18 protein-coding genes are annotated in these 14,341 nt (G+C 41.7%); 8 read left to right on the top strand and 10 right to left on the bottom strand.

Going from position 1 to position 14,341, the window contains the following annotated elements; translation table 11 throughout:
- Positions 1 to 114 precede the first annotated feature (114 nt).
- Positions 115 to 1,107, top strand: a complete 993-nt coding sequence (locus ACQKMF_RS13590) for an NAD(P)/FAD-dependent oxidoreductase (protein ID WP_402943727.1) — start codon at positions 115 to 117, stop codon at positions 1,105 to 1,107.
- A 153-nt stretch (positions 1,108 to 1,260) separates the two neighbouring features.
- Entirely contained in the window at positions 1,261 to 1,902 is a 642-nt protein-coding gene (locus ACQKMF_RS13585) for an SDR family oxidoreductase (RefSeq protein ID WP_427573648.1), read from the top strand.
- A 363-nt stretch (positions 1,903 to 2,265) separates the two neighbouring features.
- On the opposite strand, the gene ACQKMF_RS13580 is transcribed toward ACQKMF_RS13585, so the two are convergent.
- Entirely contained in the window at positions 2,266 to 2,628 is a 363-nt protein-coding gene (locus tag ACQKMF_RS13580) for a HesB/IscA family protein (protein ID WP_101223634.1), read from the bottom strand.
- Between the two features lie 366 nt (positions 2,629 to 2,994).
- Between ACQKMF_RS13580 and ACQKMF_RS13575 the strand changes: the two genes are divergently transcribed.
- Positions 2,995 to 3,327: a DUF2225 domain-containing protein gene (locus tag ACQKMF_RS13575; RefSeq protein ID WP_402943723.1), complete on the top strand. Its 333-nt coding sequence runs from the start codon at positions 2,995 to 2,997 to the stop codon at positions 3,325 to 3,327.
- Positions 3,284 to 3,487, top strand: coding sequence for a hypothetical protein (locus ACQKMF_RS13570; protein ID WP_402944056.1), 204 nt, complete (start codon positions 3,284 to 3,286; stop codon positions 3,485 to 3,487). Before ACQKMF_RS13575 ends, ACQKMF_RS13570 begins: the two co-directional genes overlap by 44 nt.
- 29 nt (positions 3,488 to 3,516) lie before the next feature.
- Here ACQKMF_RS13570 and ACQKMF_RS13565 read toward each other — a convergent pair whose 3' ends face one another.
- Positions 3,517 to 3,753, bottom strand: a complete 237-nt coding sequence (locus tag ACQKMF_RS13565) for a YuzB family protein (protein ID WP_063234046.1) — start codon at positions 3,751 to 3,753, stop codon at positions 3,517 to 3,519.
- A 288-nt stretch (positions 3,754 to 4,041) separates the two neighbouring features.
- On the opposite strand from ACQKMF_RS13565, the gene ACQKMF_RS13560 reads away from it, so the two are divergent.
- The gene (locus ACQKMF_RS13560; protein ID WP_402943721.1) at positions 4,042 to 5,109 is read left to right on the top strand and encodes an NAD(P)/FAD-dependent oxidoreductase; all 1,068 of its coding nucleotides are present in this window, start codon (positions 4,042 to 4,044) and stop codon (positions 5,107 to 5,109) included.
- A 97-nt stretch (positions 5,110 to 5,206) separates the two neighbouring features.
- On the opposite strand, the gene ACQKMF_RS13555 is transcribed toward ACQKMF_RS13560, so the two are convergent.
- Complete coding sequence (locus ACQKMF_RS13555; RefSeq protein ID WP_402943718.1) at positions 5,207 to 5,530, bottom strand: YuzD family protein; 324 nt, start codon at positions 5,528 to 5,530, stop codon at positions 5,207 to 5,209.
- Between the two features lie 152 nt (positions 5,531 to 5,682).
- On the opposite strand from ACQKMF_RS13555, the gene ACQKMF_RS13550 reads away from it, so the two are divergent.
- Positions 5,683 to 5,919: a NifU family protein gene (locus ACQKMF_RS13550; RefSeq protein WP_034310199.1), complete on the top strand. Its 237-nt coding sequence runs from the start codon at positions 5,683 to 5,685 to the stop codon at positions 5,917 to 5,919.
- Between the two features lie 189 nt (positions 5,920 to 6,108).
- Here ACQKMF_RS13550 and thrB read toward each other — a convergent pair whose 3' ends face one another.
- The 5 genes from thrB to yutH all read right to left on the bottom strand — a co-directional run bounded on the left by thrB (position 6,109) and on the right by yutH (position 11,620).
- A complete protein-coding gene (gene thrB / locus ACQKMF_RS13545; protein WP_101223637.1) occupies positions 6,109 to 7,053 on the bottom strand; it encodes a homoserine kinase in 945 nt (314 codons plus the stop codon).
- Positions 7,050 to 8,111, bottom strand: a complete 1,062-nt coding sequence (thrC, locus tag ACQKMF_RS13540) for a threonine synthase (protein WP_101223638.1) — start codon at positions 8,109 to 8,111, stop codon at positions 7,050 to 7,052. Before thrC ends, thrB begins: the two co-directional genes overlap by 4 nt.
- Positions 8,108 to 9,406: a homoserine dehydrogenase gene (locus tag ACQKMF_RS13535; protein WP_402943714.1), complete on the bottom strand. Its 1,299-nt coding sequence runs from the start codon at positions 9,404 to 9,406 to the stop codon at positions 8,108 to 8,110. Before ACQKMF_RS13535 ends, thrC begins: the two co-directional genes overlap by 4 nt.
- 192 nt (positions 9,407 to 9,598) lie before the next feature.
- Positions 9,599 to 10,513 carry a L,D-transpeptidase family protein gene (locus ACQKMF_RS13530; protein ID WP_230176200.1) on the bottom strand — a complete coding sequence of 305 codons (915 nt, stop codon included), beginning with the start codon at positions 10,511 to 10,513 and terminating at the stop codon, positions 9,599 to 9,601.
- Between the two features lie 105 nt (positions 10,514 to 10,618).
- Entirely contained in the window at positions 10,619 to 11,620 is a 1,002-nt protein-coding gene (gene yutH, locus ACQKMF_RS13525; protein ID WP_402943708.1) for a spore coat putative kinase YutH, read from the bottom strand.
- A 206-nt stretch (positions 11,621 to 11,826) separates the two neighbouring features.
- On the opposite strand from yutH, the gene ACQKMF_RS13520 reads away from it, so the two are divergent.
- Entirely contained in the window at positions 11,827 to 12,324 is a 498-nt protein-coding gene (locus ACQKMF_RS13520; protein ID WP_063234039.1) for a phosphatidylglycerophosphatase A family protein, read from the top strand.
- 45 nt (positions 12,325 to 12,369) lie between these two features.
- Here the strand turns inward: ACQKMF_RS13520 and ACQKMF_RS13515 are convergent, their stop codons facing one another.
- Entirely contained in the window at positions 12,370 to 13,137 is a 768-nt protein-coding gene (locus ACQKMF_RS13515; RefSeq protein ID WP_427573643.1) for a TIGR01457 family HAD-type hydrolase, read from the bottom strand.
- A gap of 23 nt (positions 13,138 to 13,160) precedes the next feature.
- Positions 13,161 to 13,598, bottom strand: coding sequence for a DUF86 domain-containing protein (locus ACQKMF_RS13510; RefSeq protein ID WP_101223642.1), 438 nt, complete (start codon positions 13,596 to 13,598; stop codon positions 13,161 to 13,163).
- A 418-nt stretch (positions 13,599 to 14,016) separates the two neighbouring features.
- Between ACQKMF_RS13510 and ACQKMF_RS13505 the strand changes: the two genes are divergently transcribed.
- On the top strand, positions 14,017 to 14,283 hold the full coding sequence (locus ACQKMF_RS13505; protein ID WP_098371475.1) for a DUF3055 domain-containing protein: 267 nt from the start codon (positions 14,017 to 14,019) through the stop codon (positions 14,281 to 14,283).
- Positions 14,284 to 14,341 lie beyond the last annotated feature (58 nt).

The raw sequence follows: 14,341 nt of genomic DNA, 5'->3' as shown, positions 1-14,341 counted from the left end.
CTGTATATAGTCAAAACTTTCTCACTTTTCTAACATTCTCCGTTTTTTCAAAGACCATCTATGTTAAAATAAGAGAATAAATTTCAGCAAACCTAGTATATCGGAGGGATAACGTTGGAAGTTAATGAAAAAGTTTATGATATTACCATCATTGGCGGAGGCCCAGTTGGATTATTCACTGCATTTTATGGAGGAATGAGACAGGCATCCGTAAAAATCATCGAGAGCCTGCCACAATTAGGCGGACAATTGTCTGCCCTTTATCCTGAGAAGTACATCTACGATATCGCTGGTTTTCCCAAAGTGCGGGCTCAGGAGCTAGTGAATAACCTGAAGGAACAAATGGCAAAGTTCGAGCAGGATGTTGTCCTGGAGCAAGCCGTTCAAAAAGTGGAAAAGCAAGCTGATGGAGTTTTCAAGTTAACGACTGATAAAGAAATCCATTACTCCAAAACGATTATCATCACAGCTGGAAATGGGGCTTTCCAACCCCGCCGCATCGAAATTGATGACGCAAAAAAATACGAACGCGGCAACCTTCACTATTTCATCGACGACCTCAACCATTTTGCCGGCAAAAAAGTGGTGGTCTTCGGAGGTGGGGATTCAGCAGTGGACTGGGCCCTGATGCTGGAGCCTATCGCCGAGAAAGTGAGCATCATTCACAGAAGAGATAAGTTCCGTGCCCACGAACATAGTGTAGAAACACTTAAAAATTCAAAAGTTGAAATAAAGACTCCTTACATACCTTCAGAGTTGATTGGTACAGACGGACGGATCCATACAATTGTCATCAAGGATACGAACGGTGAAGATACAGAGACGATGGAAGTGGATGCTGTCATCGTTAACTACGGCTTCGTTTCTTCTCTTGGTCCCATCAAGGAATGGGGACTTGATATCCAGAAAAACAATATTTTGGTGAATTCCAGAATGGAAACGAATATCCCCGGAATTTATGCAGCAGGTGACATTGCAACATATGATGGCAAAGTAAAATTAATTGCAAGCGGTTTTGGTGAGGCACCCACTGCCGTCAATCACGCCAAACAATATATTGACCCAAAAGCAAAAGTTCAGCCGATGCATAGTTCCTCCATGTTTTAAAAATTACGCAAAAACCCGACTTTCATAGCCGGGTTTTTTGTTATCCCCAATTCGGTTAATGTGGATAACTTTTTTTCATTACTTATCCACAGCGCTTACCCTTGTCATTCTAAGGGTAAAGAGTAGGGGAAGCCATGAAAGGAGAATGCATAAATGAATATTTTAATTGCTGGAGCCAATGGAACGACAGGAAAGCAGATCATTGGGGAATTATCAAAAAATCCGCAAATGACTGTTTACGGAATGATCCGGAAAGAGGAACAGGCCCAAACAATAAAAGCACTCGGCGGGCATCCAATCCTTGCCGATTTAGAGGGAAATGTGGATAAAGCAGTGGATAACATGGAGGCCATCATTTTTGCAGCCGGATCTGGACCAAAAACAGGGCCCGATAAAACGACAGCTGTGGATAAGAATGGAGCCATTAAACTGGTTGATGCCGCCAAGAAGAAGGGAATCGAACGTTTTGTCATGCTAAGCTCTGTCGGTTCCGATAATCCGGAACAAGCCCAAGAAGGAATGCACCATTATCTCGAAGCAAAGCATGATGCCGATGAACATTTAAAAGCAAGCGGGCTGACATACACGATCGTCCGGCCGGTTGCTTTGACAAATGAACAAGCTATCGGAAAAATATTTGCGGATGAGAAAGTGGATCATCCTGACAATTCCATTCCAAGAGCCGATGTCGCCGCCGTTCTTGCCAAATCAATCACAGAAGAAAAAACATTCAATAAAACATTCGAGATTTCCAGCGGCACCCTCCCAATCACGGAGGCCCTGCACAATATTTAAAGCAGCAAATAACCATGAAAAAGGGCACTTTTTTTAGTGCCCCCTTAGACCTTAGACTGTAGTCAAATTTGATGTTTGCCTGGTTTTTTCTTTAATAAGCGCTCCAGCTGTTTTCAGCTGGAGCGTTTATTCGGCCGTCCTCGTACTTTATTCGACCTTCACGGCACTTTATTCGACCTTCACGGCACTTTATTCGACCGTCCTCTCACTTTATTCGACCTTCACGGCACTTTATTCGACCGTCCACGTACTTGGACCCTGTTTTAAAATCATGGTTCGGGATGAGACCATTCCAAATCCCTTTTTCCAATAATAAGGGGGCACTTGTTAAAGTGCCCCCCCTTTTCTCAATGATAAGATTTCTTAGCAGTTTTCCGGCGTACCGGCGTTTTTAGCCGTTTTGAAGGAAGACCCGCAACCGCATGAAGCGATAGCATTTGGGTTTTCGATCGTAAAGCCTCCACCCATCATCGTTTGTTTATAATCAATTACCGTTCCATTCAATATATCTGCATCTTGGGCATCAACAAGGATCTTAATTTCAAACTGTTCCAGCTGGCTATCTTTTTCTCCGGGCTCTTGTTCAAAACCCATTCCGTAGGATAATCCACTGCAGCCTCCGCCTTTAACGGCCACTCTTAAAAAGGAACCCTCTTCACCATTTTGTTTCATCATTTCTTTTATCTGAAAAGCGGCAGCTTCCGTTATTTGAACAACTTCACTCACAATAAATCCCTCCTTCTTCTGATATGTGAGATAGAACTATTACTCTTTATAGTATATACCAAAGAAATTCCCACGCTCAATTTTCCAGCTTGAAAAAATTCATATTCCCCCACCTATTTTACCAATAAAAATTAGATCGAAGGCATACACCCTCTATAAGATAAAAGCATGGAATGCCTTTTATGCAAGCAAAAATCAAACACAAAAAGGTACGGTCGCGTTTTGTAAAAGTTGTTAAATATGACACGGACTTTTGCCCCGTTATGTTGATTCAGCCGTTAACGCACTTTACTATAATATCTTTGTTTGCCCTCACTGAGGCTTTTCGTATTCGGAGGATTTCTCCCGGTACTTCCCCCCACTACAATGGAAATCATTATGGAAAAAGTAAGCTCCCAGTGGGTTCCCCACCATTTTAGCAATGAGAGATCCATTAAAGATGCGATCAATACATACAAGCTGGCGAGTTATTGCGGAGCTTTAAAAAAGGAAAATCATATAATCCTTGCCGGAATCTGTTTACGGATAGCATGGTTATATAGGATCAACAAAAACAAGGAACAAGAAGAAAGATTTTTGAGGTTCGCCCTAAGGAATATGAAGCACATCCTATTCAACAGGAGACTTCAGCGGCACCCAGGTATCCGAAGCCAGAATCCTATATCTCGCTGGCGACATCTCAAGGAAGATAGGAAATGAAAAGGCAGCCATCAAGTATTTTTCATTAGTATTCGAAGGTCAAAACAATGACCGGGTAGCCTCCATCATCCAGATGGCGGGACCGCTTTCAGGAACTCAAGCAGCAGCGAACACCCCACTGAGTTGCTGCAGCACTGATATTAAAAAGGCTGTCCATTAAGGAACAGCCTTTTTATTCACCGTTGATGATTAAAACATTTCAAATTCATCAATGTACTTATATATTTTATCAACCAATTCATCCGTTGTATCACCAAAAACCACTTCACCGTTTACAAGCGCATATAAGTTACTGGAGCATCTGCCGCAATAACCCAGACAACCATATTCTATGATATCCAAATTTGGATCCCGCTCCAATCTTTCCAGAGCCTCCTGAGCGCCGCTGGCCAGATTGCTTACACAAAATTCAATAATCGGGTACATTGTTTCACCTCACAGTTACTAACAAACCATCTTAATACTTTTCCCTTTTACAGTCAATATTTACGCATAAAAAATCAGCCGATTTCAAGATATCGGTTGTGATTTCCTTTTATATTCGTTATACTTTTGTCGGGGTACGTAAATAAAAGAAAATTATCTAATTTTTTATTCTTGCTACTAATTGGGGTATATATATTTAATTAAACTTTAAAGGGGACCATTTGGGGGAATCCTATAGTTAAATGCTAGTCAAATTTTTCAAGAGATCAAATAAAGGGGAAAAATCATATGAAGAATCTAGTCATACTTGGTGGCGGGTATGGTGGTATGCGCATGTTGCAAAGATTGCTGCCTAATCAGCTTCCTGAAAATGTGAGCATCACGCTTATCGACCGTAATCCTTATCACTGCTTAAAAACGGAATATTATGCTTTAGCAGCAGGTACCATTCCAGATCAGCACATCCGTGTTGCATTTCCTGAACATCCTCGCTTGAAGAACGTATACGGAGAAGTACTTTCCATCGATATGGAAAATAAACAAGTCATTATAGAAAATCAAGATCCTGTCGTTTATGATGATTTAGTCATTGGCCTTGGCTGCGAAGATAAATACCACAATATTCCTGGTGCAGACACACATACCTACAGTATCCAAACAATCGATAAATCACGCCGCACATATTCAGCCCTGAATAATTTAGGTGCCGGTGCAACCGTTTCTATCGTTGGTGGCGGACTGAGTGGTGTTGAGCTTGCAAGTGAATTGATTGAAAGCCGTTCAGATTTAAACGTTAAGCTATTCGACCGTGGACCGCATATTCTATCTGCTTTCCCAGAAAGGTTAAGCACCTTTGTCGAATCATGGTTCGATAAACATACAATCGAAATCGTCCATCATTCAAATATAACGAAAGTTGAGCCAAACATTCTTTATAATGGTGACGAGGCCGTTCAAAGCGACGTCATCGTATGGACAGCTGGAATCCAGCCAAGTAAGATCATCCGCGATATGGATATAGAAAAAGACCGTCAAGGAAGAGCCGTTCTGACTCCTCAGCATTTCCTTCCTAATGATGACAGCATCTTTGTCGTCGGCGACTGCGCGAGCCTGCCTCATGCACCTAGTGCTCAATTAGCGGAGTCCCAAGCTGAGCAAATCGTACAGGTTCTTGTAAAGAAATGGGCAAATGAACCACTTCCTGAAAGCTTCCCGACAATGAAATTAAAAGGGACATTAGGTTCTCTTGGGAAGAAACAAGGTTTCGGTCTTGTTGCAAATCGCCCAATCACCGGTAGAGTGGCACGCCTGATGAAATCAGGCATTCTCTGGATGTACAAATACCATAACGGTTGATTCCAACCCATCTATACTACATTTTATATTAAACTGGCCCAATGAGCTGCATGCAGCTCATTCATGGGTCAGTTTTTCTTATTTCTTCCATTATATATCACTCTTGTATTGTATACCCGTATTTTTCCATCGTTTCCACCACTTTTTTGAGACGCACATTTCCTTCTGCGATGATTTCTCCTTCGATGAGGACCAGTGGATAAAATAAATCTTCCTCGATCATCTTCGCGGCAAAGCCCTTTTGCTTTTGCGTTTCTGGAGGATTATACAAATCTATATAGGATATTTTGAATTTCTGCTCAGGAAACTTCCTCGTTAAAGCGGCTTCAAGCCACTCGCAGGTATCTTTCGAAGAAGGGAGATTAACACAACTCGCGCAAATTTGCTCCGCACCATATACTTCTATCTCAATTTCTTTCATTACCTACTCTTCCTCCTTCATTTTGAATAATGTTTAAAAACTTCACCTGTTTCCATCATACCAGAATAATATAGATTATATTTCCGCAAAGTTACAGTTGGATTTTTTACTACCTTCGCTTTATAATATGATTAGGAAAGGAGTCGATTGCAATGTCTGAACAAACAATGGAAGTTCAAGTTCAAGAAGTCCTAGATAAGCTTCGTCCGTTTCTTCTTCGTGATGGCGGTGACTGTGAACTAGTTGACGTAGAAGATGGAATTGTAAAATTACGATTACTAGGAGCCTGCGGAAGCTGTCCTAGTTCGACCATTACGCTAAAAGCTGGGATTGAGCGTGCCCTTCTTGAAGAAGTTCCTGGTGTAGTGGAAGTTGAACAAGTTTTCTAATGGCCCTTTAAATAACATGCAGCGTATGGATGTAGGCTCACTTCATCTATACACGTTCAACCTTTTTATACAGGCCGGAATCTTTTCTGGACTGCAATAAAAATAAAGCTGACTCGGCTTTTGCCCTATCAAATTGATACGGCTTGACGCGAGTCAGCTTTTTTATATGGACAATGAATGAAGCATGGCTCACGATTTCAAAAATTTCAATTCCTTTTTTTCCTGTTCTGAAAGGGTTGCCGTATAACTGCCTTCATTATCGATTTCCAATTCTTTCACAAGAAATTCCGGAAATGTTTCCTTCAATACTGTGAGTAAACTTTCACTATTTTCTGCGGATGATAAGCATAAAACAGTTGGACCTGCTCCGCTTAGAGCCGCACCAAATCCGCCTTCATTGAGGACAACTTCTTCAATAAGCGCTAAATGAGGGACCAACTCTGCTCTAAATGGTTGATGGAAACGATCACTTTGCATCATTTCACCAACAAGCTTCCAATCTTTAGATAGAACTCCTGCCAGCAAAACATTTGCGGCTGCACTTCCGCTTATCGCCTCTTTATAGGAAAGCGAATTCGGAAGGACATTTCTTGAATCCTCTGTAAGCAATTCAAAATCGGGAATGACAGCAATCACCTTAACTCCCTCGATTGGAAAAGACACAACATCCGTTCTTTCCTCCGTATGCAGGCCCACAACCAATCCACCATACACTGATGCCCCCGCATTATCCGGATGCCCTTCAAAGAGGGAAGCATGCCTATTCTTTTCCTCTTCGGATAATTGAAGTTCACCAACGATGTTCGCCAATTCAATCCCCGCCACAATGGCAGAGGCACTGCTGCCAAGCCCACGCGCCAGTGGAATTTCACTAGAGACGAAAAGCCGGCATGGGGAAAGTTCCTTTCCATAGGATGCCGCCGTTTCCTTGGCAATTTGGACGATATAATTACGATCATCCGTTGGAAAAACAGACATTTCCTCTGAAAGTGGAACGACTTCCCAATGATCTGATGAAGATCCGTGTATTTCCAAGTAAAGTCCTAGCGCCAAGCCGATGGAATCGAATCCTGGTCCTAAGTTGGCCGTACTTGCTGGTACACGGATCAAGAACATCTCTGATTCCGCACTCATGCCTGTTTCACACCCTGCAGATGTTCTAAAATGACCTCTTCATCCATTGGCAGCAATGTCGGCTGAATCGTGCTTGTATTGACTGCCACATTCGGATCTTTCAATCCATTTCCAGTCAAAACGGCAACAATCTTACTTCCTTTTTTGATTTCACCGCTTTTTAATTGTTTATAGATGCCTGCAATGGAAGCACAAGATGCCGGCTCTGCAAATACCCCTTCTTTTTTAGCAAGGAAATGATAGGCTTCCAGAATTTCTTCGTCTGTCACCTCATCAATTTTGCCTTTGGATTCATTTGCTGCTTCCACAGCAAAGCTCCAACTTGCAGGATTCCCAATCCGGATGGCTGTTGCAATCGTTTCTGGATTTTCAATAATGCTATCCCGGACAATTGCAGCCGCACCTTCAGCTTCGAACCCTCTCATTTCAGGAAGACCCGTTTGTTTCGATTCGTTATATTCTTTAAACCCTTTCCAGTAAGCCGTTATATTACCTGCATTCCCGACTGGAAGCGCCAAAATATCCGGTGCGGATCCGAGGGCATCACAAATTTCGAAAGCCGCTGTTTTCTGCCCTTCAATCCGGTATGGATTGACCGAATTCACAAGAGTTATCGGTGAATTCTCACTAAGTGAACGGACGATTTTTAGAGCCTGGTCGAAATTCCCTTCGATCGAGATGATTTCCGCCCCGTACATGACGGCTTGGGCAAGCTTGCCCATGGCTATTTTACCTTCCGGGATGACAACGATGCAGCGCAGGTTGGCACGGGCCGCATAAGCGGCTGCAGCTGCCGATGTATTCCCTGTGGAAGCACAGATGATCGTGTCGCTGCCCTCTTCTATCGCTTTGGCGACGGCCATGACCATTCCGCGGTCTTTAAACGACCCAGTTGGATTCGCCCCTTCATATTTTACATGTAAGTCGATTCCCCACTCTTCGGATAATCGATTCAGTTTGATTAAAGGTGTATTACCCTCCAAAAGGGTTAGTGCAGGTGTGTTATCATTAACGGGTAAAAATTCTTTATACGTGCTTATAAGTCCTTGCCAGCTCATTTGATGTCCTCTCCTTCAACTCTGTATGTACTTTTCACTTCTCTTACCATATTGTAATCATGTAATTTCTGTATTATTTGCTCAAATGCAGCCTTTGTGGCAGTGTGCGTAACCAATACAATTTCGGAAGATTCCTTTTCATCCAGAGGCAATTGAAGGATTTTATCGAATCCTACTCCATGCTCGGCAAATAAATTCGTGATTCTGGCTAAAACACCAACTTCATCTTGAACATGTAAACGAATGAAGAACTTAGCGAAAATCTCAGTGGCATCTTTTAATTGTTTCGGATACTGAGGAGAAACCGCACTGCGGCCATTTACGCCCAGCCTCATATTCTTGATGACCGTCACCATATCCGAAACGACTGCAGTCGCAGTAGGAAGACTACCGGCCCCCGGTCCGTAAAACATCGTTTCCCCTACGGCTTCCCCATAAACGTATACAGCATTATACTCATTATTTACCGATGCTAACGGATGTGCTTCCGGAAGAAGTGCAGGCTGGACACTTACTTCGACCCTATCCCCTGCCCTGGAAGCGATGCCGATCAATTTCATTGTATAACCAAGCTTTTTACTATATCTCAAATCCTCTTCGGATATCTCGGTAATGCCCTGTACCTCAACATCATTCAAACCAATGTTCATTGAGAACCCGAGTGTTGATAGGATCGCCATTTTACGGGCCGCATCCAATCCGCCTACATCGGCTGTCGGATCGGCTTCAGCAAATCCCAGCTCCTGGGCTTCCTTCAATACGTCATCATAAGCTCTGCCTTCCTTGCTCATTTTCGTTAAAATGAAGTTTGTCGTTCCATTGACGATTCCCATCATTTTCGTGATGCGGTCAGAAGATAATCCATCGACAAGACCGCGTAAAATCGGAATTCCCCCTGCAACACTTGCTTCATAGAATAAATCACATTGATTCTCGGTGGCCAATTCCAGCAGTTCCGGTCCATATAAAGCCATTAGGTCTTTATTGGCCGTAACGATATGCTTTTTATTTTTTATAGCTTCTATTAGATAACTGCGTGTTTCTTCGATTCCACCCATCACTTCTATTACAACATCAATCTCGGGATTCGAAAGGATATCCTCAGGATTGTCAGTTAACATTCCTTTATCGACCTCGACAAGCCGCTCCTTCGTCGTGTCTTTGACTAGTATCTTCTTAACAGATATGGAACAGCCCACTTGATGCATGAGCTTGTCCTGATGACTTTCAATGATTTGTACGACTCCTGAACCGACTGTACCTAACCCCAATAAACCGATCGAGATGGCTTTCATATTTTGGTTCCCCCTTAAAAACTGTTTGCCTGAAGAAAACATTTGTATTTGTATAGTAGACATTATAAGTTTAATTCAAATAATTATCAATAGTTAGAAAAGATGGATGCACGAACTTTTTTCGCCCATCCCTTGAACGAGTAAGAACGGGTAAAGCTAATTTTTTTTATAGGAAAACCATTTTGCTGATTATTACTTAACGCTCTTCAATGAATCATTTGTACCCATTGCAATATGTGGTTTTTGCACGGGATCCATCCATTTCAGTAAACTGAGGACATTCTTTTCGGCTGTGGCTGTACATCCCGCAGTCGGCTTTGTATCCCCTCTCCATACATGAAGAAAGATTGCACTGCCTTTTCCTTTTATGATGGGATTCGTATTATAATTTATGACCGCGCCATACTTATAGAGTTCATGATTCATCCTTTCGAAAGACTTCCATTTAACTGCAGGATTTCCTTTATAGGTTTTCCACTTGTTATAATCATTGGATGTCTGATCGTCAATCCAGTAGTCATATTTGGTCGTTTTCTTATAACCCATTTTCATTCCGGTTGGCTTCGTTCCACTTCCAAAAGACGTACCGAATGAATAAATTCCAACCGGGGATTTTCCATCACCCTCTTTTTTGCTCTTCGTGAAGCCGTTCTTTCCAATGACACCCTCCATCTTCTTCAATGCCCGGCGCCATTCCCCTTGTTTCTTTTCATACGTTTGGATCGTAACCTTTGTATCACTCATCGCTTTTCCTGTCACCGATACAACTTGGTTAACGCCTTTTCTACTATCGAATTTCTTTAGAAGGGCTTTTTCACTGGTACCGAAAACCTCATTAGCATCTGCCAAATTGATATATGCTGTCTTTTTCGAGTGACAGACCTTATACCAGTTTCCAGTTCTTCCACTTGCCGATAATTCTTTGTTTTTCTTATAAGTTATTAATGTTTTGCTTGCAGCCGACGCCTTTTCCTTCACATCCGCAGCAGACTTCATGACAATCTTGAATTGATTTGCTTCGCAACTTGTTTTCGTTTCAGCCTTTGCAAGATTTGTCGTTTGGATGATTAATAGAGCTAAAAGGGCGGCCATCATCAATCTTTTCATGGTTCCATCCTTCCGTAGTGATTAAATATCTAATTATTCTAAAAAATCTTGTTATCATCATAACATAGTAAGTAAGGATGAATCATATTTCTTTCCCGTTTTTATCTAAATCCAGTCAATTTTAGGCAAATCATATTGCTTGGCCGGGACCTCCGCCAATTCATAAAAATGTTTGAGGAAGGACTCATATTGTTGTGAGGATTTCGTGATGGAAGATATTTTATCCTCCAACTCATTCGACCTTGATTCCGTCGTTTTTGAAAAATACTCTTCCACAGTTTCAAAATAATGAATGGGAAATAGCATCCTCGAATATAACAACCGGGCTGAAAAGCTGGAGAATGGTTCTATGGATTGATATTCGTGAAAGAATTGGCCAATGCCCCGTTGATGGGTATGCACATTTTGAAAATAGTGTTCCCTCACCCATTCTGCGACATCCCTGGTTCCATGGTCGAATACCCAATCGAACGGATTTTTCATCCACTTATTGCTTTTCCACGTATCATGTAAAAAACGTTCATAACAAACCGTTCCACTATCGACAATTTGCGGGGTATCATCAATTTCCGTGTCGACTAAATATTGAATCGCATTTTCACCCAGGACCATATAATAGGGAAAGGTTTCTATAAATAATTTTTCAAACTGGTTATCAGGATGGGCGTTGAGCTTATCCCGCCAAATCTTTTCTAACTGATCGATCCTTTGTTCCCATAGTTCTTTCCATTTACCGATCCTTGAACATGTTCGAATCGTTTCATTAATATTTCTCCCACGCTGATGAAATCTTGCCAGGCGTCTTCCTGGATTGAAATTTTTCGGACCTTCCAATGCCTGATTGGCAAGAAGGATGAATAATTGTTCATCCGCTTCCGAAACATAACTTCCATGATTGGCAAGGACAAAGGCGGATACGTGACGATCTCCTTGTGAAATCAGATGTTGAGACATTTTATACCGTTCCACTAATTCCTCCTGCTCCATATTTTCAATGGGAACGATGCTGTAAACCATATTTCCTGAACGGAAGCTTGGAAACCTGCTATTGGCTTCTTCAAGCTCCACCTGTATGCCATAATTATTAAAAATGATTTCTTCTATCATGGAATGGCCCCCTTCATCAAATGGATATAATAGAAATATTGGACATCATATACTTATATATATGTGGAATAACCCGTTTTCTGAATGATTATCGAAACCTTATTAGAAATTCGGATCAAAACATCCTTCATGGCTTTTCATTTTAATCAAATCAACCTACCTGCATTAGAACTATCCCTTTAAAATATAGAGAAATGGGTGATGACATGGCTAATATTGAACAATCAATGTCTGAAAAAACGGCTCGAAGATGGCTAATTGAACGAGGAGTGAAATTGGAGGATATCGCTGAGCTAGTCATGTATTTACAATCTGGCTACCATGAAAATCTCCAAATGTCCGATTGCCTTCACAATGTCGAACGGGTCCTTTCAAAACGCGAGGTCCAAAATGCCATCCTTACCGGCATTCAGTTGGATATTTTAGCTGAGAAAAAACTGCTCGAGGAGCCTCTGCTGAGTATAATTGAAATAGATGAAGGTCTATATGGGGTCGATGAAATATTGGCTTTTTCAATTGTGAATGTTTATGGATCGATCGGCTTTACCAATTATGGTTTCATCGATAAACAAAAGCCGGGGATCTTAAAATATCTAAACGATAAAAGCACAGGTAAGGTGAACACCTTTTTAGATGATATCGTTGGAGCGATTGCAGCTGCCGCTTCAAGCCGGCTTGCCCATAGAACCGAAAATGCAGAATAAAACGACATGAAAAAAACAGGACTGCAATCGCAGGCCTGTTTTTTTTCATTCGAAGCGCCATAAGTCGAGTGTGTCCACCACATGCGTAGGCTGCTCCTTATATTGCTTTAGGCGTTCTTTTGTCGTCACGCCAGTATGTACAAGCAGTGTATCGATCCCTGCGTTAATGCCGGCAAGGATATCCGTATCATAGTTATCGCCAACCATGATTGTCTCTTCTTTAGGTACCCCTAATACTCTTAGTGCTTGCTCCACTATGACGGATTCAGGTTTTCCAATGAAAATCGGCTGTACCTGAGTCGAAACGGAAACAACGGATGTCAAGGAACCATTCCCAGGCAAAAGGCCTTGCTCAGTTGGAATGGCAATATCACCATTGGTCGAAATGAAAACAGCCCCATTTCTAACAGCAAGACAGGCTTTTGACAACTTTTCATAATTGATGCCGCGGTCGATGCCCATTACCAGAAAATCTGGATGCTCTTCGACAAGCTTCATTCCTTTTTCCTTAAGAGCCTCGATGATGCCTTCTTCACCCACCACATAGACCGATGCATCCTTCTTTTGTTCGGCTATGTAATTGGCAGTGGCCATGCTTGTCGTGAAAACCTGTTCATCCTCTATTGAGATGCCGATGCTTCTTAACTTATCCGCTACCTGTGCCGGAGTCCGGGATGAATTATTGGTGACGAATAAATAAGGGATATCCCTTTTCCTTAGGTCATTGATAAACCCTGCCGCTTCCGCAATTTGTTCAGTTCCGCGATACATGGTGCCATCTAAGTCAATTAAATATCCTTTATACGACTTCATTTGAATTCGCCTTCCTAACGCTGCTAGTTTTTAAAAGCTGATACAGGTCCCAATTCATTTGTTAAATAGTTCCTCACCAAATCAGGGAATTGCTTGAATGCCTCGATATTTTCCGAAAATACGGCATGCAGTTCTTTGTGATTCACTTCAATGAAGTCTTGAACCAGCATTTTCCTTAATGGCAAAACCTTTTTGAATTGTATCGCTTTTTCTTCTGAAATCACTTTTTCATCTTGAAGGATATCGATAATATCTTCATAACTTCCTGGATCACGCATAATGAAACCATCAATTACCGCATTTCCTACATCCAACACGGAATCGATGGAAGTTTGTATGAGCCTTTCTGCGATAAGTTCCGATAGGTCTCCATCCCAATTATCATGCCCTTCAAAAAGTCCAAGCTGCTTTTCAAGAAAACCTAATATTTGTTCAATTTTTTGGCGGTCTACAAAGTACATTATTTCCAGATCCTTTCTGATCTAAGATGATATAGGGAATCATTGGTTGAATGAGCGGCATAGATAAGACCGAACCAACCTTATTCCTTGATAATACCATAGCTTCTCCCTTACTCTCAATTCCTTCAACCCCAACCATTGTACAATCCAATTACTAACAGGTGCATTGATTTACACATTGCCTTTTCACAGGGGGGCATTTTCCGACGTCCACTCCAAGAAAACCAATTCATGATTCCATTTATATTCTTAACCACTTTCATCTAATCGATGAACGCAATGATTGCTCGAGGTTCTGAAGCATCATGGGGAGGGATTAATTTCTACAGTCGGCAGCCCAGAAAAATGTCTGTTCCCCTATTGAAGTCACTTTGTTATGATGGAAATACAAATGTGAAGATAAGAAGGGAATGAGACTATGGAAGATCGTTTTTATTTATACAATGACGTCGTTGATTCAAAAACCCGGTTCATAAGCTTCATGGGAGAGGAATCAAGATTCGATTTGGCCATTACGACTACCGATCGGTTTTATGGAAAGAAGCTTGTTTTGAATATGCAGAGTAACCGTTTCGCGATTATTGGGCCTGATGATTTAGAAGAGGAAGGCTATCTTGAGCACGCCTTTCAGTTGTCAGAAGCGGAAGCCGAGGAACTGCGTCACTTTTTAATGGAAATCGTCTGAGTGCTGAAGTTTTTTTCTTAAACGGGAAAACCTACTGAATGTAAGATCGATTACATGA

Source organism: Peribacillus sp. NPDC101480 (assembly GCF_050277335.1).
In the GTDB taxonomy this organism is placed as follows: Bacteria; Bacillota; Bacilli; order Bacillales; family DSM-1321; genus Peribacillus.
The sequence above is the reverse complement of the archived record's forward strand: the minus strand, read 5'-3'. Positions and strand labels throughout refer to the sequence as shown.